Below are 17,234 nucleotides of genomic sequence, written 5' to 3'. Positions count from 1 at the left end.
CCTTGCCTAGCGCCCGCCCCCTTTCGTTTGAGAGCGAAGGGGCTGGCAAACCAACTCAGAAAGGAGGCTCCCATGCCCAATTCTCCGCACAGCATTCCGGCACCGCCCCACCCAACCATCGGCCATATGGCCTTTCTCGGCATCCTCGGCATTGCCGAAATGGAACGCCTGTTCCAGACCATTTCGCATTTGTGCAAACCCGCACGCCCATATATTTGATGGCGCGTTCTGGCATGCGAATGGCGAAGGAGAGACAGGAAGAAATCGACGAGGCGCGTGGGGCGCAGGAATTCAGGCTACTGCTCGAAAATCGGAATGATCGCCGGTAAATTGTTTTATTAAAGAGCATCGATAAAAAACCGCCTTGGGAGAGGCGGTTTTTATATTCATGAAAATAGGAAATCATCCTCAGGTTTTTTTATCAACCCTTCTCAATCGCTGCACTTCTCGATATTCCCTTAACGTATCAGCATCATCTCCGTAAATCAGAAAGTGCTTTTGACTCGTAGGACAAGCAAGGCCACTTAACTGCATACCTTGCCTCCAATCCTTGGGAATAGTTTCAATTGTAGCGTGGCAAATTGGGCACTCAAACTCATGCCCTTCTCTCACTAGGCGCATCGCCTCTACACTGCTCACAGTGTTTGCTAAGACTCGATTCATTGCTGGCCTCCAAACGGACTTCTACCTTGCGGCAAGTGCGGATAAATCTGCTGGGCATCTACCCAAATCTGACGGCGTATATCAATCGAAGGGCGCGCCCCAGTTGCAAAAAACTCTTCGTTCCGAAGTGCCAAATATTCTTCATACTGGTTTCCAAGTGGGATGTCCTTGAAATATCGGCCTTGGTGCGTGGACTCATGAACAATAGTGGATGCAATCTCTTCCGCTGAAGAGTGCTTCGACAGGTTAATAGTAACTTTGTTGTATTGACCCTCAAAGAATGCCATATCACTCATAGCCGAGTCATTTATAAAAACAACACTTGTGCCCTGCTTCTGTAATCTTGCGTAATAGGCGCTAGCAACTGGGTTGTCAGCGATGAGCTGCCCTGCTTTGATTCCGAACGTTTTATCTACGATATTGTTCGCAGATTCCGCGAAAGAAATCTTGGCTGCCATACTGCTCGGCGCTCCAGTCCCCAATCGCCCAGCCGCCGCCCCAAACTTCAGCGGCCCAAGCGCAGTCAGCCCGCCTTCCACCGCCCGGATGTCACCCACGATGTCTTGCGCCACGCCATTCCTCACTTCATACCACGGGTCTAGCCGGCCGAACGCGCCTGACTTCTGGTGCAGGAATTGTTCTGTCCAGCCCACTGCGCCGTTCACCATGTCGGGAACCATGTTGGCGACCGAGGCAATCACGCCGCTGCCGATAGTTTGTGCGGTGTCGAGGTACAGGTCGCCATAGCCGGCCGGTTCACGTGAGGCCGCCAGTTTCGCCCGGCCTTCTGCAACCCAAGTTGCGGGGTCAATGGGTTTCTCTGGCGGCGGCTCGTACAGGCGCGTTGCGCTAACGTCTACCGCCGGGAGCGTCCATTCGCCGTTGACCAGTTGGGGCGCGATGCCTTCGGGCGACATGTTCGCATAGGCAGGCTCTTCGTTTGGCGCGGCGCGTTTGCGACCGGCCTGCGCCTTGGTCGCATAGTCCTCGACCGCGTCCTGCGCCTGGTGGCGGCGTCGTTGGTGCCGGCACCTTGGGTTTCGGATGTCTTGCGGCCGGCACGGTCCCAGGTGGTGTCGGTGCGGTTCAGCAGTTTGCCGTTGTTGGCATAGGTGTAGAGATCGGTGAGGCGGCCGAGGGCGTCGTAGCCGTACTCAGTCTTCGTGCCGGTGGGACCGTAGCTGCGGTTGAGGCGGTTGGCGCTGTCGTATTGGTTGGTGGTGGTGCGGTTGGTGGCGGGGTCGCTGGCGTGGGCGACGCTGTAGCCCATGTATTCCATGCTTTGCGTCCACCATTCCGGGGAATCGAGCGCCTTGCCGTATTCGGTGGTGGTGAGCACGTTGCCGGCCCCGTCATAGGTGTGTTGGGTGAGGGCGTTGATGGCAGGCTGATCCGATGTGGCGGCGACAATGACCGTGCGGTTGCGCAAGCCAAGGCGATCAACGTGGTGGACGAAATCCAGCACTTCCCGCCCACGCTCGCCCACCAGCGCGATCACGCACAAATCCGCATCCGTGCCTTGAATGATTTGCTGCAGCAAGGAGGTCTTGCCCACGCCACCGCCGGCGAACAGGCCGATCTTCTGGCCTCGCCCAAGCGTGAGGAATTGATCGATGGCACGCACGCCGGTCTGCACGCGCTGCTTGACCGGCTCGCGCTGCAAGGGATTCAACGGCGGCGGATGCAAGGCGCGCGACGAGGTTGGTTGGAAAGGCTTGGCCGGATCAAAGGATTCGCCAAAGGCATTCAGGACCAGACCGCCCATCTCCCCGGCAACGGGTGCCACCGGCAAGCGCCCGGTCGCTACGACTTCGCAGCCGATAGAGACACCGTGCATTTCACCGTAGGGGAATAGCAGCGTATGGCCGTTCTCGATACCGATGACTTCAGCCTCGATCGCCTCCCGGCCGTGGCTGGGAACGATCGTGCAAATCTCGCCCACGCAGGCATCGGGGCCAGCTGCTTCGATGATCGTGCCGCTGGTGCGCACGATGCGGCCGACGCGCAAGGTGAGAGCTTCCCGATCCAAGGCTTGGCTAAACCGGTTCATGGGCGACCTTGGCACTGCTTATTTCTTGCTGCACCACATCGCGCAGCCTTTTCAGCTGTGTCTCTACGCGCGCATCCACGATACCGGTAGCGGTTTCGATCAGGCAGCCACCCGGTTTGATCTGTGCATCAAGTGCCACGCGGAGGACGCGCAGGTCGCCCAGTGTGATGTTTTGCTCGACCACGAAGGCGTAATCCTGCGGGGACAGAGACAGACAGGTGATCGATCCGGCACGGCTTTTTGCCAGGCTGTTGCGCACGATGGCCAAGGCCGCGTCCCGGTCATGTGCTGCCTCGCCAACGATCTGTGCGACAGCAGCCATGGCGATATCCACGGCGGTGGCTTCGATTTGTGCCTCGTGCCGTTCGAGCTCGGCATTCATGCTGGTCAGCAGGGTCTCAAGCCGCTTGCACGTGGCGATCAGGTTGCGCTTTTCATCGTCCAGACCTGCACCGGTTTCGATTGGCTTGGGCGGTAGCACTGCCGACTTACCAAGCATGGTCTGAAATTGCCCTGCCAACGGGGCAGAGGGTGAATTTGCGAGGACAGGCTTTGCGGGCGACAGCGGCGGCACAACAGGTTTGGGCGCGCTGGCATTCAGTACCGGCGCTGCGGTCATACCGATATTGGTCGCCGGTTTGGCTTGCGGAAAATCACTGGTTTTCAGTAAACGAGCCATGCTGCTCTCCTTCACCATCGACCAGTGTCTGCTCCACTTGGGCAGCAACAACGTGTGCATCCCACCCCATAATCTGGCACAGCGCAGCCCGTGCAGCGGGGGGCAAGGCGTTTTCTCCGGTTGCGAGATAACGCTGCTGCATCAAGGGCTCCAGCGTGACACCCAAGCCAGCAAACCGTGGCAGCTCGGCAACCGCCACCGGCAATGCAGCTGGCTCAGGCGAGTTGGCATCCAGCGCGCTTTGCAAAGCCGCGAACTCAACCGCATCCAGTTGCACTTGCAGTTGGGGGGCACGCAAGCCGGTCGCCAATACCAGTTCGATGAATTGATCGCGATCCCGCATGGTTAACGGCTCCGCCGCAAATGGGCACGGAGTTCTGCCAGTGCACGCGCGCGCCGTTGCGGACGGCGCAGCAACAGCCACGCCAAGGCAAGAAGGCACAGGCAACCCAATACGAAACCACTGCGATTGATCCAGCTTTGCAGATCGCCCGCTTCAGCTCCCTTTGGGACGGATGCCGCTATCGGCGCCGCAATGTTGGCCGGTGTAGGGCCAGCGTCACCGCTTGCAATCACTGGGCTATTGCTCGCCAGCACCCGCACCGTGACGTGATCGCCGCGCTTGCTGTCCAATCCCAAGGCATCTGCGATGAGCTTTTCGTAGTCTTGCGTTTCCAGCGAGTGCGCGGCGGCGCCGACAATCGCGCTGACGGAGATACGCGCGATCTTGCTGGGCGCTTCGTCAACTTGCTCCACATAGCGGCCATGCGCGAAGGTCAGCTCGGTACTGCCCTCGGCTGCCGGGTCTGCATCCGCCGTCGTGGTCGACGGCCCCTCTTCGGGTTGCACCTCGGGGTAACGTAATTTGCCGTTTTGCAGCAAGCCGACCGGCATACCACGCCACGCGCCGGAAGGCAGCAACTCTTCGCGCGATGTCTTGCGCTGCTGCTGGGTGTACGTCACGGCAACGGCAACCGATAAATTGCCTTGCGGCCCGATCACCGGCAGCAGCACTTTGCGCACCTGGTTTTCCAGATAGATGTCCTGATTGCGGCGGCTGGCCGGGTTGTCGGCAGCTTGCGTGCCCGCGCCAGCAACCGGCACGCCCTGGCCATCAATCACGGCAACTTCACTGGCTGTCATGCCGGGCACCGCAGCAGCCACCAGTTGCTGAATGGCGCTGACCTGTTCGGTGGACATCGGCTGTTTGGCATTGACGGTCACGGCGGCTTGCGGACGCACGTTGCGGGCTCTGGCACCACCAGACATCTCGGGAATGGAGATATGCACCCGCGCATCGGCAATGCCGGGCAAGCGGCTGATGGTGCGCGATAGCTCACCTTGCAGGCCACGCACTAGATTCACGTGCTGGGTGAAGTCGGTCATGCCCAGATCATTGCCGGAGAAAATCTCCAGTCCGACTTCATTCGCCAGCGATGAATCGGCGGCGTAGACCTTCAACCGGGCTTGATCGAGCTCGGCTTGGTCTACGGCAATCGTCATCCCGCCGTCACTCAGCGTATAAGGAATTTTTTCCTTATCGAGCAATTGCGTAACCAGCAATGCTTTTTGCGGATCAAGCCCGGAAACCAAAGTAGCCGGGCGCGGATAAAGCAGCCAATAAATCCCGCCGGAAACGATCAGCACAAAGCCAATCACCAGCACGATGAAAATGGATTTGCCTTTATTGAATAGTGTGGCAAGCATTGCCATGAAACGACCTTAAATCTGGGTGCGGTAGATTTCCTGCACCGCTTCCAATAATTTGTTACGCACTTGCAGGGTCAAGGCGAGATCAAGGCGTGCCGATTCCATGCGGATCATCAACTCATGGGTTGGAATCGCCGAGCTGCCACGGGCAAAATCGGCCGTAGCGGCTTCATTGGCAGACAGTGTTTGCGCCATCTTGTCTAATTGATCGGTAACGGCGGAGAAACCTGAAACAGCCGAGTTGCGAGGCGATTGGAGGTCCGGAGCTACATTGAGCTCCGGTAATGCAACGGGAGCCACTGTGGCAAGTGAGAAATTCGTCATGAACTTATTGCCTTATTTTCCAGAAATATCCAAAGAGCGCTCGATCATGCTTTTGGCCGCATTGGCGACCGTTGCATTCATGCGGTACAGACGCAGTGATTCAGTCACGCCCAATACCGTACCGAGCCAGGACACATCGTCTTGCACGGGTTGATCCGCAGCAGCGGCAGCGCCTGGCTCCCCGGCGGGGTGTTGTTCCAATTGCTGCAGATGCTGCGCAAAGCCGCTGTCGGCAGGCATTTGCGCCGGCATGGTGGCCATGTGCGCACCAAGGGCATGCAATGTCTGCTGCTGCCGATCCATGCCGCTTTGGGCCACGCGGAAGATGTCAAAAGCGTTCATGGTTATTTACCGTCCGTCGCCACAATGGAATACATGCCAAGCTGCAATGAAGCCAAACGCCCCAACACACTGAAACGCGCAACGCCTTCGGCCAACGATGCAATCTCAGCACTTAATTCGTTGTTCGCCGAGGCGCTTTCACCGGCTGCATTTTCATGATCGACTTGAGTGGCATTGGCTACCACGTTGGCGCTTTCACTGAACCGCTGAATCCGCCCGGCAATCAAATGCCCTTGTTCCAGAATCTGGTTCATTGACCCGGTTGCGGCATCAAGGCCTGTGTTTTTAATCAGCATGATCCAATTACCTTTTTCATTACTGGACAACGATATCGGCATATAACGCGCCGGATGCTTTGATTGCCTGCAAAATGGCAATCATGTCTCGCGCCGAAACACGCTGCGCATTCAGCAACGCCACCAGATCGGCAACGGTATTGCCCGGCCGGGTAATGACGGATGCACCGGCCTCAGTCGCTTTGATCGTGCTATCACGCGTGATGGATGCGCGGGTATCGGGCGAATTGATCACCAATAACGGCTGCGCGACAATTGATGTCGAATTGATGGAAATCCGCAAATTGCCGTATGAAACAGCAATCGGTGAAATCACCGTTTGTGCGCCGGCGACCACCACGCCGCTGCGCTCATTGACCACCACTTTGATTTGATTGACCGGTTCAACACGCACGGCCTCGATACTGGCGATCAGTTCCACCAATTGATCGGGCGCTACGTACTGCGGCAACTGGATTTCTACCAGGCCGGCATCCCGCGATACGGCATTCAATTGCGGCAACGTTTTGCGAACCTTAGCTGCGACCGATGCAGACATCACGTAATCCGGCTGATTCAGCACAAAACGCAATAACCCGTTGGCGGGCTGCGGATCGATTTGCGTGCCTTGCTCCACAGTGCAGCCGCCAGGGATCAGGCCCACGGTCGGGTGATTCTGTTGCACGAGCGAGTCGTGCGATTCAGCCCGATAGCCCCCTACATTCAATGCCCCTTGAGCCAGGCAATAGATACGACCATTCGGGCCTTTCAACGGTGTGAGCAGCAGGGCGCCACCCACCAGCGATTTTGCGTCCCCCATTGAAGTGACGGTCACGTCGATCCTGTCGCCAGGGCGGGAGACGGCGGGCAGCGTCGCTGTCACGATCACCGAAGCCACATTGCGGCTGGTGATCTGCGAATCCTGCACATTCAGATCGAATCGCGACATCAGGTTGGCCAGTGCCTGACGCGTCGTTTTGTTGCGCGCCGAATCGCCGGTATTGGCCAGGCCAGAAACCAGACCAATGCCGGACAAATAGTTTTCTTTCCAGCCATCAAAGCGGCCGATATTGCGCAATTGCAATTCCGCGGCCATCAAGGGTGAAGATAAGAGAAAAAACAACACCAGAAATCGACGCATCAGTAGATCCGCAACCAATCAAACAATTTGGTAAGCCACCCCTGACGTTGGGCATTGGTCAAATCACCCTCTCCCTTGATCTTGATGCTGACATTGGCAAGGCGGTTCGACTCCACCGTATTGTCGCTTTGGATATCGCCTTTGCGCACAACGCCATTCACCTGGATCAATTGACTTTCATCGTTGACCACCACGTTTTTTTCTCCGGTAACGACAACATCGCCATTGGGCTCCACTTGGCTGACCAATACCGTGATCGATGCGTTAATCCGGCCCGTGCGGCCGGTTGAGCCTTTGCCTTTGGCGCTGCGTTCAATATCCAGCCCGGCCGACACGTCCTGCTTGCCACCGATATAGCGATAACGGCTTGGCAAACCGGCAATATTTGCTGAAGCACCAAAAGATGAATCTTTCACGGTGGCCGTATCGGCACTGCTGAGCGCTGATGTGTTTTCGCGGACGATAACGGTTAATTTGTCGCCGACGCGTATTGCACGATTATCGCTGGTCAAGGCTAGATAGTTTTCTTCGGAAAACAGGCTTTGCGCACAGGCAATGGCCGACCATTGCAATAGCGCGAAACACCCTATGGAAACGGCAATACGCAAGGACATGACTAATCAGGCTCGCAACAGGCCATTGGCGACTTCAAACAAGCTGCCCGCTGTTTGCACCACCTTGGCGCTGGCCTCATAGGCACGCTGCGCCATGACCAGCGAAGTGAATTCATCCACCAGATTGACGTTGGAGTTTTCCAGATACCCCTGCATGAAATAACCAGAGCTGGCTTCGCCTGCTTTTGAATCAATGGCTTGGCCTGCGCGATCGCTTTCCAGATAAACGCCAGAGCCATCCATCATCAAACCATCTGGATTGGAGAAGCGTGCAATCTGCAACTCACCCAATTCTTCAAACGAGCCATCGGGCTTGCGAATCGTCACCAAGCCCGTGCGATCAATCGCGAGGTCACTGGCATCGCCCTGAATCTGGATTTCCGGCTGCAGGCGGTTTCCGTTGCGATCAGCCATATAGCCTTCGCCATCGACGCCAAACGCACCGGCGCGGGCATAGACCTGCTCGCCATCCGGGCGTTGCAGCACGAAGAAGCCCCCGCCTGAAATAGCCACATCCAGCGGCCGGCCGGTCTCTTGTAACTGGCCTTGGGACATGTTCCGTTCAATTGCAGAAACGGTGACGCCGAGCGGTTGAGCATCCGCAGCACCACCAACCTGCCCACGCAGCGGGGAAACGCTGACAACGGCACTTTGCTGGGCAATCTCTCGCTTGAAACCAGTCGCGGAAAGATTGGCAATATTGTTCGAGATGGTAGTCACAGCTTGTTGTTGTGCACGCAAGCCGCTACGGCCAATGTAAATCGGGTCGATCATGAGGTCGCTTGAATACGTGGGATTGAAAAGAGATTCGGCGGCGAGCAACAGCCAGCGGAAATTCGATTCAACTCAATTTATTGGAAATTGCGATGAGCAATGGTGATTAGAAACGACCAAGCTCGCCAATTGCTTGATCGTAAACGTCATTGACGCGTTGATAGGCATATTGCATTCCGGAGATACGACTGGATTGCGCCATCATATCCACGATGGAATCAACGTACTTCACATTGGAAGCCTCCACCCCACCGGCAAGTAATGCATTTGCACCATCTGTTACAGGGGTGATATCTCGCCCACCCTGCACATAGCCATCCATTCTTGCTTCGGGATTGGCGATATGCACCAGCTTGAGCGCACCAATCTGGTCTTTGCCATTCCAGATGCGTCCATCATTGCCGATGCGCATTCCTTCCGAGATGTCTTTTGGCAATGCGCCGAAATACTCGATCTCATTGCCCTTTCCATCTTGCAAGCGTCCATCTTGGGTCAATGAAAGGTGTCCAAAGCGGCTATAAAGCGTTTGTTGCGCTTCGCCCTTTACAACGAGATACGTATCCGGTTGAAGATAAACATCCAGTTTGCGCCCTGTTTCCAATAGGGCGCCCGGTGATGTATCAATCGTTACTTGTGATTCTCCAGGTTCGTTCGCCTGGAGCAATGTTGCGAAATCCGGCTGGATACGGCGATAACCCGGTGTCTGCAAATTGACCAGATTCATGCCTTGGTATTGAATTGCTCGCTCGCTCGCCAACATGCCGCGTGCAAGAATGGGAAACACACTCATGAACCGATAACCTCGCCGATCGCCCGGATTGCAGAATCAGGAAGAATGTCTGCGTGATGAATCCAGACATTCGCCCCTCTCTAAGACGGGCAGATCGTATGTCAGTTATTTGCATCTGAATATTGGATAAGCCTTATTTGCGCCGTTATTAATTGAAAGGTACAGAAAGGTGCAATGCGCTCATCTGAGGCAGCGCTGCGCCACGGCAAAGCGCTCACGGCTCACCACCGAAGGGTGATTCATGTCAGTACAGATGTTTACTGCAGCAAGCCAGCCCGCATCAGCCAACACTCAAGTCAGCGTCACCGTCTCCGCCGTCTCCCCGCCTTCATCGACCATCACGCGGTTCCGGCCGGCGCGTTTGGCGTGATACAGCGCGGCGTCGGCCAGTTGCAGCAGCGCATCCGGCGAGATGTGTTCTTCCGGCACGCGGGCGGCGGCGCCGCAGCTGATGGTCAGGTAAGGCCCGGCGCTCGAAAAAGCGTGCGGGATCGCCAGTTGCTCGACGGAGGCGCGCAATTTCTCGCCGACGTGCAACGCGCCCTCGCCGCTGGTATTGGGTAGCACCAGCACGAATTCTTCGCCACCGTAACGCGCCAGCAAATCGGCGGGCCGGTTGAGGACGTTGGCCAGGCAATGGGCGACCGACTTCAGCGCGTCGTCGCCGGCGTGGTGGCCGTAGTTGTCGTTGAAGGCCTTGAAGTGATCGACGTCGATCATCAGCACGGCCAAGGGCTGGCTTTCCCGTTGGGCACGTGCCCATTCGTGCTGCAATTGCTGGTCGAAGAAGCGGCGGTTGGCCACGCCGGTCAGGCCGTCGAGCTGGGCCAGCCGTTGCAGCTCCATATTGGCTTCCAGCAGCTGCTCGTTGGCTTGGCGGGCGATGCGCTGGCTGATTTCCAGTTCCTTGATCGTGTCGTGCAGCTTGGCTTCATAGCGTTTGCGTTCGGAGATATCACGCACGATCGAGGTGAAGTATCGCTGACCATCGAGTTCGAAATCGGTCACGGTGGTTTCGATCGGGAAGGTATGCCCATCGGCATGAACGGCGGTCAGCTCGCGCAGGGAGCCATCGTCGAACGCATTGGTTTCGCCCGCCATCAGCCGCTCGCGCACCTTGCGCATCAGCGCGGCGTCCTCGGCGGACAAGAGCCGGGTCAGCCGCATGCCGACCATTTCCGTTTCCGAATAGCCATACATGGCGCACAAGGCCGCGTTGACCTGCAGCACCGCAGCGTTCATGTCGGACACCACGACACCCTCGCGAATATTGGCGACCAGCAGGTTGTTGCGGCGATCGCTTTCGCTCAAGCGCCGCTCGATCAGCTTCAACTGCGCCAGATCACGGGCGATGAACAGGTAACCGGTTTTTTCGGTGCTGCTGCCCAGCACTTCGGTCACGGTCAGTGCCACCGGGTTGCGGCCGCCATTGCGGCCGACCAAGGTCCACTCTTCGCGCAGCGGGCCGTGCGCCGCCATCATGCGGAACACGTCAAAACTCGGGATCACCATGCTGCGCCGTTCGGTGGAGCGTCGTTGTGCGCCAAGCTCCAGCTCATGTGTGTCCAGCAAGGATTCGAACTTGGGCGGCTCGGCCAAGGCTTCGAGCATCGGGTAATCGAGCAGTCGCTCGGCGGCCGTGTTCATCAGCGTGATCACGCCGGCCGCATTGGTGGCGATGATGGGGAATGGCGCGGCGTCGATCACTGCGTTTTGCCAGGCGAAGCTTTTCACCAGCGCCAGCTGATCGTTCTTGTGCGCGGTGATCTCGGAAATCCGGATCACCACCCCTTCACGCCAACGCCGCACTTGCCGCACCCACCAGCGCCCGTCGTCGGTCTGCAGTTCCTTCTCGACCGTGCCGCCATTGGCGTAGACCGGCCAATAGTCTTGCATCAGGCGGGCACACTCATCGGGCGGCAGCAGCTCGCTCAGCCTGGCGCCGATCTGTTTCTCCAGCGGCACGCTCAACCACGTGGCGGCAGCGAGATTGGCATCCATGACGACGAAATCGACCGGCACCCCATCATCGCCGAGGACGACTTCGAGCAAGGAAATCACATCCGGGCTGCTGTTCAGCGCCGACAAGGTACGCGTTTCCCGCTCGCGCAAAGCCGCCTGGGTGCGCAGTACTTCAGTCATCTCGTGCATGGTCAGCACACCGCCGGCGAGGTGATTGTTGTTGTCATAGCGCGGCGTATAGGCCAGATCGAACACGCGGTCGTGCAAGACCTCGCTACGCAGGGACAGTTGTTCCCCGTGCAACACCCGCCGCCAGCGGGCCAGCACTTCTTCACGCAGGCGCGGGAATTCGGCAAAGAACTCGGTCAGTTTTTCCCCGGCGGCGGGTGGCTTGCCATACATCGCCAGCGAGAGGTTCAGATAGGCCTGGTTATAGCGTTCGAAACACAGGGATTTATCCACCGTCACGATCGGATCAGCGGTGCTCGCCATGATGCTGTCGAGCTGGGTATGCAGCGTGATCGCTTCATCCAGCGAGGCACGCAGCGCTTGCTCGGTCTCGCGCTGCTCGGTGACATCCAGCAAGGTGCCGACGTGATGGTCGGGACGTTCGCCACTGGCAGCAGTATCGGCATGGGCGAACACGCGTATCCAGCGGGTCGTGCCGTCCTCGAGGAGGATGCGGCACTGCAGGTCGTAGCTGCCCTGCTGGATGCCTGCCGTGTAGGCGGCGGCGATTTCCTCCCGATCATCCGGATGCACGATGCCCAGCCAGCCGGGTGCCAGCGCGGCGGCAGCGGAAAGACCCGTCACCCGGCACAGAAAGGGGTTGGCGTAGATGGTGCGGCCCTTGGCATCGATCACATAGGCCCCGACCGGCGCGGTTTCCAGCAGGCGGATCAGCTCGCGTTCCGCATCAAGCGCCATGTGGAACCGGCGTGCCCGCAGCGAGATCAGCGTCGCGACGAGGGCGCTGAACACCAGCACCGTCGCCAAGCCCGCGCCGCCGAGCGGCAACAGATTGCGATCCACCCGGGTGGCCTGGCTGATCATCGCCTGCGGCGTGAAGCGTGCCACCAGATACCAGCTCCGGTCGCCATCGCTCGCCACCATGCCGGCCAGACTGGCAAAGCCGGCCGCCTTGGGCATGCCATACGGCTGCAGGCGCAAGAACACATACTCATCGCCAGCGCCGTGCCAGCTGCCGGAACCATACTGCATCGCCTGCCAGAGTGCGGGGTTCCGCTGCGCCAGCGTCTTGCCGTCAGGCGAGTGAAGGATGCTGGCCCAGCGATCCTGCTCGCTACCGCCCAGCAACCAGCCGCCCACATCGTCCAGCAACCAATGCTCGACGGTACCGTGCTGGCTACTGCTCATCGCCAGCCAATCCAGCAACCGTTGCGCCCGGTAGGAAAGCACGATGCTGCCGAGCCGCCGGCCCTCCGCATCGAACAGCGGCGCGGTCAGGCGGATGACCGGCTCATACGGGCGTACCAATTGATTGTTTTCGACGGCGAGATCGATACCGGACAGGAAAATCTGCCCCGGCTGCAACAGGCTCGCCTGCTGGACATAAGGACGATCGCGTTTGTCCTGCAACTGGCCGGGCGGCACGACCACGGCATGGCCGCTGCGGCGTTCGATCCGCATCCGTTCCACACCCTGCACGTCGAACAGGCGGGCACGCAGATACACCTGCTGGACATCGACAAAATCGAGCAGCCGGCGCTGCATCCGCCCTTGCGCTCCCGCATCGCCAGCCAGCGTCTGCGCAGCATCCGGCTCACGTTGCAGATAGGCGATGTCGCTGCCCATCTTGAGCACCACGCGGGAGATATCTTCTTGTGCGGCAGTGAGCCAGAGTCGCTGGTATGCCGCATCGTGTGCCAGCTCATCCGCCAGCTGAAAGCCGCGCGCCGCCCACAGTGCGCCTGCCAGGACCACCAGTAAGGGAATTGCCAGCAGCAGGAACCATAACAACCACTGCCGGCGGAAAGAACGTGCGGATTGGGGCATGGATCATTCTGCCGTCGCAATCCTGTCAGTGTAGAACCAGATATGCACATTACATAACGGCCGGCGTGGCTGCGATCACACGCTTGGTCACCCAGCCGATCAGATTGGAAGCCCGTGAAGTCGTCGGATCAGCCGATCATGACATCCGAATGCAATTCTTGCCTGCACGCCACGAATATCCCAAGCTTGCGAAAGTTTCGTCTCCCCAGCCACGCCATGCCGCTTATTTTTCAGGAACGCTTCGACATCGGCCGCGAAATCCGCCAGCGCTCGGTCGGCGCGCACGTGTTCCATGTGCCGTCCTACCCGCCGATGCGCGAGCGCGGTATCGATATTTGCGGCATCAGCGAAGGCAGCGGTGCGTTCGAAGTCGAGCGCATCGGCGCGCCATTCCATGCGTTGCTGTTCTGTCTGGCCGGCACCCTGGAGCTGTATCAAGGCGACATGCGCTGGCTGGTGGAACCCGGCCAGCTCGGTATCTTGCCGGCGATGGAGCGGCGCGGCTTTCGGCGCATCGGGGACGAGCCATGTCGGCTGGTGTGGCTGTTGCTCTCCGACCAGTCACGCTGGCATTACCTGCACGCGGCGCAATGCCAGGTGCGCGACAGTATGGAAGGCCAGACGCTGCACGATGCCGTATCGCTGTTCCAGCGCGAAACAGCCCGGCTCAACGCCGGCCACGCGGATGCGCAGGCAGTTTCCGCGCTGGATCTGGTCGTCACGCTGCTGGAACGCGCACTCCATCAGCTGCGCCCGTCGGCGGGCTGGCCAGCGCAGCTGCAGGCGCTGTTCGCCAAGGCCGATGAGGATCTGTCCCGCGATTGGTCAATCGATGAGCTAGCCGCGCGCCTGCATATCACGCCCGCCCATTTGCACCGGCTTTGCCAGCAACATCTGGGCTGCGCCCCCGGCCAATACCTGTTTCAGCTGCGGATGCGACGCGCCCGCGAAATGCTGCAGAACGGCCATCCGGTCGGCGATGTAGCGCAAGCAGTGGGCTACCACGAACTGGCGAGTTTCTCGCGCCGGTTCCGGCAGCATTTCGACATGAGCCCCAGCGCGGCGCGGGGCATGCCGAAGATGGGGTAGCGGGCGTAGCGCGGGTCGTTTGCCCCGGATTGATGTGTTGGCTTGGTCCGCAGGGTTTGCGGGTTACGCCTCGCGGCTAACCCGCACTACGGGCTGCTGGCCTTCGCGCTCGCGATCAGGCCACGGGTGAACACCATGATCATGCGGCCAACCGGTTCCTGGCCCGTGGTGGCACGTTGCAGCGCCAGCCCATGCGCGAGCGCCATGAAGCTGGCGGCCAGTTGCGTTGGCTCTGCTGGTGGGATCAGGCCTAGCCGGCCAAATAATCGCGCGATGAAACGGGCCAGTTCACCGCGATGCACTTCCCACACCGTTCCGTACTCCGCAGCGAATGCGGGGCTGCGATTGGCGTGTAACTGCAACTCCACCGCCAGTACGGCCCAGTCAGCATCTTGATCCAGCTCGGTCGCCCATGCTTCCAGCCCCGCCAGCACGTCGTCCGTGGATTGGTCGACCGATTCCAGCAAGGCGCTGAGTTGCCGGGCTTCCTCCTCCATATGCCGCCGCAGCAATTCCAGCAGCACCGACTCTTTGCTGGGGAAGTTTGAATAAAAGGCCCCTTGCGAATAGCCGGCCTCGTGGGCGATGTCTCGCAGCGACACCCCGCCGAATCCTGCCTGAATGAACAGTCGCCGCGCGGCCTCAAGCAGATGCTCGCGCGTTTGTGCCTGGCTTTCCTCGCGGCTGAGCCGCGCTCGTTTGGGTGGATTGGTCATGCGAGCAGAATATCAGTTGCATTTCGGATTTCAACTGATATGATAAATTTTAAAATATCACTCGAACTTTGAAATTCAACTGACTTCTGAGGCAACCAATGACGCAGCAAACCATCCTCCGCACCGCTTTTGTCACCGGCGCAACCGGGCTCCTTGGCAACAACCTCGTCCGTGAGCTGGTCGGGCGCGGCGTCGTAGTCCGGGCGCTCGTGCGTTCACAGGAAAAGGCAAAGCGGCAGTTCGGCAACCTGCCGGGGATCGAATTCGTGACCGGGGATATGGCCAATGTCGCGGCTTTCGCACACGCGTTGCAAGGCTGCGATGCGGTGTTCCATACCGCCGCGTTCTTCCGCGACAACTACAAGGGCGGCAATCATTGGGATGCCCTCCAGCGCATCAATATCGACGGAACAGCCATGCTCATTGCGCAAGCCTATACGGCGGGTGTCCGGCGCTTCGTCCAGACCTCATCGGTTGCCGTCCTGCATGGCGCACCGGGTGCCGTCATTGATGAGACCCATGAACGCGACCCGGCGGATGCGGATGACTATTACCGCAGCAAAATCCTTGCAGATCAGGCAGTTCGGCGCTTCCTCGATGGTCATCCCGATATGGTTGCCACGTTCGTGTTGCCCGGCTGGATGTGGGGGCCGGGCGATATCGGCCCGACCTCGTCCGGCCAGGTGGCGCAGGATACGGTGCTCGGCAAACTGCCCGGCCTCGTTCCCGGCAGCTTTTCGGTCGTCGATGCGCGAGACGTGGCCCGCACGCAGATCGCAGCGGCGGAAAAAGGACGCCGGGGCGAGCGTTATCTCGCAGCGGGCCGGCACATGACGATGCGTGACCTGATCCCCTTGATCGGCCGCATCGCTGGCGTGGCAACGCCGACCCGCTCAATCCCCATTCCCATCCTGTTCGCACTGGCTGGCGCGCAAGAGTTGTATGCCAGACTGACCGGCAAACCGATCCTGCTCAGCCTGGCTACCGTGCGGCTCATGCTGGCGGAAGCAGACCGAACCCACTTCAGCCCGACCAAGACCGAGCGTGAACTGGCGGTGCAATTCAGGCCAGCCGAGGACACCGTGCGCGATACGATCACTTGGTATCGGGAACACGGCTGGCTGCCGACCCCCGCTCAGACAGAAGCGCCTTCATCACGCAAGGCACGACCGCAAGTGATTGCCAAACCACGAAATTCCTGAGAAAACGCTGCGTGGGTCACCAGCGGCAGGCGACCGAATAACCAAGAGCGAATGATGAGCAGCGAATTACGGGTTGAAGAGATTCAAGCGGGCGATGGCAAGGAAGTGGTCAAAGGGGCGTTGATCACCACTCAATACAACGGCTTTCTGGAGGATGGTACCAAGTTCGACTCCTCCTATGATCGCGGCAAGCCGTTCCAGTGCGTGATCGGCACCGGGCGCGTGATCAAGGGCTGGGATCTGGGGCTGATGGGCATGAAAGTCGGCGGCAAGCGCAAGCTCTACGTACCGGCCCACCTCGCCTATGGCGAACGGCAGATCGGCACCCATATCAAACCGAACTCAAATCTAGTCTTCGAGATCGAGCTGCTGGAAGTGCTGACGCGGGATGATTGACTGCGGTACGAAGTAGGCATTACCGGTACGCCCAGCGGGCACTGTCCGGCCGGAATCAGTCTTTCAGGCTTGCTTTCAGGAATGGCCGCTGCTCGGCCGAAGCAGACGGTGGCACATCGAGTCGCTCACGTCCGCTATCGACCCATTCCGGACCATCACGACTTCCGAAAGCGGTCACTCACGAGTGCGTTTCGACGATGAACATTCGCGCTTGCTGGGCTTCCCGACGTTCAGCCTTGATCGGCGCATACCTTTCGGAATTGTAGAAGGCCAGCGCTTGGGCGAGAGTCGGAAACTCAAATACCCCAGCCAGCGGCAGCGGCGCCTCATCCCCCTCTAGAATCTGCGCAACAGGACCGAAATGTAAAATCTTCCCGCCCGCCTCTTTGAGCGCCGCCTGAAAGCGTGGAGCGAGCGCAGCTTGCTTGGCGGAGTCGATGACCCGCAGATTGACGTGTACGTATGCTGGCATTGTGCCTCCCATTAATAAT

The 17,234-nt window shown here is 59.1% G+C and carries 20 protein-coding genes; 4 read left to right on the top strand and 16 right to left on the bottom strand.

The features are described from left to right. The first annotated feature begins 72 nt into the window (after positions 1–72). On the top strand, positions 73–219 hold the full coding sequence (locus BR41_RS24325; protein ID WP_156970790.1) for a hypothetical protein: 147 nt from the start codon (positions 73–75) through the stop codon (positions 217–219). A 440-nt stretch (positions 220–659) separates the two neighbouring features. Here the strand turns inward: BR41_RS24325 and BR41_RS18690 are convergent, their stop codons facing one another. From BR41_RS18690 to BR41_RS23185, 13 genes are all read right to left on the bottom strand, one after another. Continuing rightward, positions 660–1,580 (bottom strand): hypothetical protein, encoded by a 921-nt coding sequence (locus BR41_RS18690; protein WP_035060059.1) that lies wholly within the window; start codon positions 1,578–1,580, stop codon positions 660–662. Next, positions 1,520–2,713, bottom strand: a complete 1,194-nt coding sequence (locus tag BR41_RS23190; protein WP_051711354.1) for a hypothetical protein — start codon at positions 2,711–2,713, stop codon at positions 1,520–1,522. The genes BR41_RS18690 and BR41_RS23190 overlap by 61 nt, the downstream gene beginning before the upstream one ends. Further along, positions 2,700–3,392 carry a FliH/SctL family protein gene (locus BR41_RS18680; protein ID WP_035060057.1) on the bottom strand — a complete coding sequence of 231 codons (693 nt, stop codon included), beginning with the start codon at positions 3,390–3,392 and terminating at the stop codon, positions 2,700–2,702. The genes BR41_RS23190 and BR41_RS18680 overlap by 14 nt, the downstream gene beginning before the upstream one ends. Next, on the bottom strand, positions 3,367–3,735 hold the full coding sequence (locus BR41_RS24320; RefSeq protein WP_035060055.1) for a hypothetical protein: 369 nt from the start codon (positions 3,733–3,735) through the stop codon (positions 3,367–3,369). The genes BR41_RS18680 and BR41_RS24320 overlap by 26 nt, the downstream gene beginning before the upstream one ends. 2 nt (positions 3,736–3,737) lie before the next feature. Next, positions 3,738–5,105, bottom strand: a complete 1,368-nt coding sequence (locus BR41_RS18670; protein ID WP_035060053.1) for a flagellar M-ring protein FliF C-terminal domain-containing protein — start codon at positions 5,103–5,105, stop codon at positions 3,738–3,740. Positions 5,106–5,114: 9 nt separating this feature from the next. Then, positions 5,115–5,426 carry a flagellar hook-basal body complex protein FliE gene (gene fliE / locus BR41_RS23770; RefSeq protein ID WP_084187409.1) on the bottom strand — a complete coding sequence of 104 codons (312 nt, stop codon included), beginning with the start codon at positions 5,424–5,426 and terminating at the stop codon, positions 5,115–5,117. Positions 5,427–5,438: 12 nt separating this feature from the next. After that, positions 5,439–5,768, bottom strand: coding sequence for a flagellar basal body rod protein FlgC (locus BR41_RS18660; protein WP_035060051.1), 330 nt, complete (start codon positions 5,766–5,768; stop codon positions 5,439–5,441). Positions 5,769–5,770: 2 nt separating this feature from the next. Further along, positions 5,771–6,064 carry a hypothetical protein gene (locus BR41_RS18655; protein ID WP_035060049.1) on the bottom strand — a complete coding sequence of 98 codons (294 nt, stop codon included), beginning with the start codon at positions 6,062–6,064 and terminating at the stop codon, positions 5,771–5,773. A gap of 19 nt (positions 6,065–6,083) precedes the next feature. Beyond that, positions 6,084–7,184 (bottom strand): flagellar basal body P-ring protein FlgI, encoded by a 1,101-nt coding sequence (gene flgI, locus BR41_RS18650; RefSeq protein WP_035060048.1) that lies wholly within the window; start codon positions 7,182–7,184, stop codon positions 6,084–6,086. After that, entirely contained in the window at positions 7,184–7,798 is a 615-nt protein-coding gene (locus BR41_RS18645; RefSeq protein WP_051711350.1) for a flagellar basal body L-ring protein FlgH, read from the bottom strand. The genes flgI and BR41_RS18645 overlap by 1 nt, the downstream gene beginning before the upstream one ends. A gap of 6 nt (positions 7,799–7,804) precedes the next feature. Then, entirely contained in the window at positions 7,805–8,572 is a 768-nt protein-coding gene (locus BR41_RS18640; RefSeq protein WP_035060047.1) for a flagellar hook-basal body protein, read from the bottom strand. A gap of 106 nt (positions 8,573–8,678) precedes the next feature. Beyond that, a complete protein-coding gene (locus BR41_RS18635; RefSeq protein ID WP_156970789.1) occupies positions 8,679–9,362 on the bottom strand; it encodes a hypothetical protein in 684 nt (227 codons plus the stop codon). 291 nt (positions 9,363–9,653) lie between these two features. Then, on the bottom strand, positions 9,654–13,340 hold the full coding sequence (locus tag BR41_RS23185) for a sensor domain-containing diguanylate cyclase (protein ID WP_051711349.1): 3,687 nt from the start codon (positions 13,338–13,340) through the stop codon (positions 9,654–9,656). 216 nt (positions 13,341–13,556) lie between these two features. Here BR41_RS23185 and BR41_RS18625 point away from each other — a divergent pair, with 216 nt between their 5' ends. Further along, a complete protein-coding gene (locus BR41_RS18625; protein ID WP_035060043.1) occupies positions 13,557–14,429 on the top strand; it encodes a helix-turn-helix transcriptional regulator in 873 nt (290 codons plus the stop codon). An 86-nt stretch (positions 14,430–14,515) separates the two neighbouring features. On the opposite strand, the gene BR41_RS18620 is transcribed toward BR41_RS18625, so the two are convergent. Then, complete coding sequence (locus tag BR41_RS18620; protein WP_035060034.1) at positions 14,516–15,145, bottom strand: TetR/AcrR family transcriptional regulator; 630 nt, start codon at positions 15,143–15,145, stop codon at positions 14,516–14,518. Between the two features lie 98 nt (positions 15,146–15,243). Here BR41_RS18620 and BR41_RS18615 point away from each other — a divergent pair, with 98 nt between their 5' ends. Together BR41_RS18615 and BR41_RS18610 are read left to right on the top strand one after the other, a co-directional pair. Further along, complete coding sequence (locus BR41_RS18615) at positions 15,244–16,347, top strand: SDR family oxidoreductase (RefSeq protein ID WP_051711348.1); 1,104 nt, start codon at positions 15,244–15,246, stop codon at positions 16,345–16,347. Positions 16,348–16,401: 54 nt separating this feature from the next. Further along, a complete protein-coding gene (locus BR41_RS18610; RefSeq protein WP_035060122.1) occupies positions 16,402–16,743 on the top strand; it encodes an FKBP-type peptidyl-prolyl cis-trans isomerase in 342 nt (113 codons plus the stop codon). 55 nt (positions 16,744–16,798) lie between these two features. Here the strand turns inward: BR41_RS18610 and BR41_RS25475 are convergent, their stop codons facing one another. Together BR41_RS25475 and BR41_RS18605 are read right to left on the bottom strand one after the other, a co-directional pair. Further along, on the bottom strand, positions 16,799–16,921 hold the full coding sequence (locus tag BR41_RS25475; RefSeq protein ID WP_281174019.1) for a hypothetical protein: 123 nt from the start codon (positions 16,919–16,921) through the stop codon (positions 16,799–16,801). Further along, entirely contained in the window at positions 16,922–17,215 is a 294-nt protein-coding gene (locus tag BR41_RS18605) for a DUF1330 domain-containing protein (RefSeq protein WP_035060121.1), read from the bottom strand. Between the last annotated feature and the right edge of the window lie 19 nt (positions 17,216–17,234).

The sequence above is a fragment of the Andreprevotia chitinilytica DSM 18519 genome (genome assembly GCF_000711875.1).
In the GTDB taxonomy this organism is placed as follows: Bacteria; Pseudomonadota; Gammaproteobacteria; order Burkholderiales; family Chitinibacteraceae; genus Andreprevotia; species Andreprevotia chitinilytica.
Note: the sequence above shows the minus strand (reverse complement) of the source record. Positions and strands in the feature narration are given on the sequence as shown.

What these genes read in the sequence shown, in the direction of transcription:
- BR41_RS18635 (WP_156970789.1), bottom strand. Translation starts at nt 9,362, where the DNA reads ATGAGTGTGTTTCCCATTCTTGCACGCGGCATGTTGGCGAGCGAGCGA.
- BR41_RS18655 (WP_035060049.1), bottom strand. Translation starts at nt 6,064, where the DNA reads ATGCTGATTAAAAACACAGGCCTTGATGCCGCAACCGGGTCAATGAAC.
- BR41_RS23190 (WP_051711354.1), bottom strand. Translation starts at nt 2,713, where the DNA reads ATGAACCGGTTTAGCCAAGCCTTGGATCGGGAAGCTCTCACCTTGCGC.
- BR41_RS18645 (WP_051711350.1), bottom strand. Translation starts at nt 7,798, where the DNA reads ATGTCCTTGCGTATTGCCGTTTCCATAGGGTGTTTCGCGCTATTGCAA.
- BR41_RS24325 (WP_156970790.1), top strand. Translation starts at nt 73, where the DNA reads ATGCCCAATTCTCCGCACAGCATTCCGGCACCGCCCCACCCAACCATC.
- BR41_RS18625 (WP_035060043.1), top strand. Translation starts at nt 13,557, where the DNA reads ATGCCGCTTATTTTTCAGGAACGCTTCGACATCGGCCGCGAAATCCGC.
- BR41_RS18610 (WP_035060122.1), top strand. Translation starts at nt 16,402, where the DNA reads ATGAGCAGCGAATTACGGGTTGAAGAGATTCAAGCGGGCGATGGCAAG.
- BR41_RS18660 (WP_035060051.1), bottom strand. Translation starts at nt 5,768, where the DNA reads ATGAACGCTTTTGACATCTTCCGCGTGGCCCAAAGCGGCATGGATCGG.
- BR41_RS18680 (WP_035060057.1), bottom strand. Translation starts at nt 3,392, where the DNA reads ATGGCTCGTTTACTGAAAACCAGTGATTTTCCGCAAGCCAAACCGGCG.
- BR41_RS18690 (WP_035060059.1), bottom strand. Translation starts at nt 1,580, where the DNA reads ATGTCGCCCGAAGGCATCGCGCCCCAACTGGTCAACGGCGAATGGACG.
- BR41_RS18640 (WP_035060047.1), bottom strand. Translation starts at nt 8,572, where the DNA reads ATGATCGACCCGATTTACATTGGCCGTAGCGGCTTGCGTGCACAACAA.
- flgI (WP_035060048.1), bottom strand. Translation starts at nt 7,184, where the DNA reads ATGCGTCGATTTCTGGTGTTGTTTTTTCTCTTATCTTCACCCTTGATG.
- BR41_RS24320 (WP_035060055.1), bottom strand. Translation starts at nt 3,735, where the DNA reads ATGCGGGATCGCGATCAATTCATCGAACTGGTATTGGCGACCGGCTTG.
- BR41_RS18670 (WP_035060053.1), bottom strand. Translation starts at nt 5,105, where the DNA reads ATGGCAATGCTTGCCACACTATTCAATAAAGGCAAATCCATTTTCATC.
- fliE (WP_084187409.1), bottom strand. Translation starts at nt 5,426, where the DNA reads ATGACGAATTTCTCACTTGCCACAGTGGCTCCCGTTGCATTACCGGAG.
- BR41_RS18605 (WP_035060121.1), bottom strand. Translation starts at nt 17,215, where the DNA reads ATGCCAGCATACGTACACGTCAATCTGCGGGTCATCGACTCCGCCAAG.
- BR41_RS18615 (WP_051711348.1), top strand. Translation starts at nt 15,244, where the DNA reads ATGACGCAGCAAACCATCCTCCGCACCGCTTTTGTCACCGGCGCAACC.
- BR41_RS23185 (WP_051711349.1), bottom strand. Translation starts at nt 13,340, where the DNA reads ATGCCCCAATCCGCACGTTCTTTCCGCCGGCAGTGGTTGTTATGGTTC.
- BR41_RS18620 (WP_035060034.1), bottom strand. Translation starts at nt 15,145, where the DNA reads ATGACCAATCCACCCAAACGAGCGCGGCTCAGCCGCGAGGAAAGCCAG.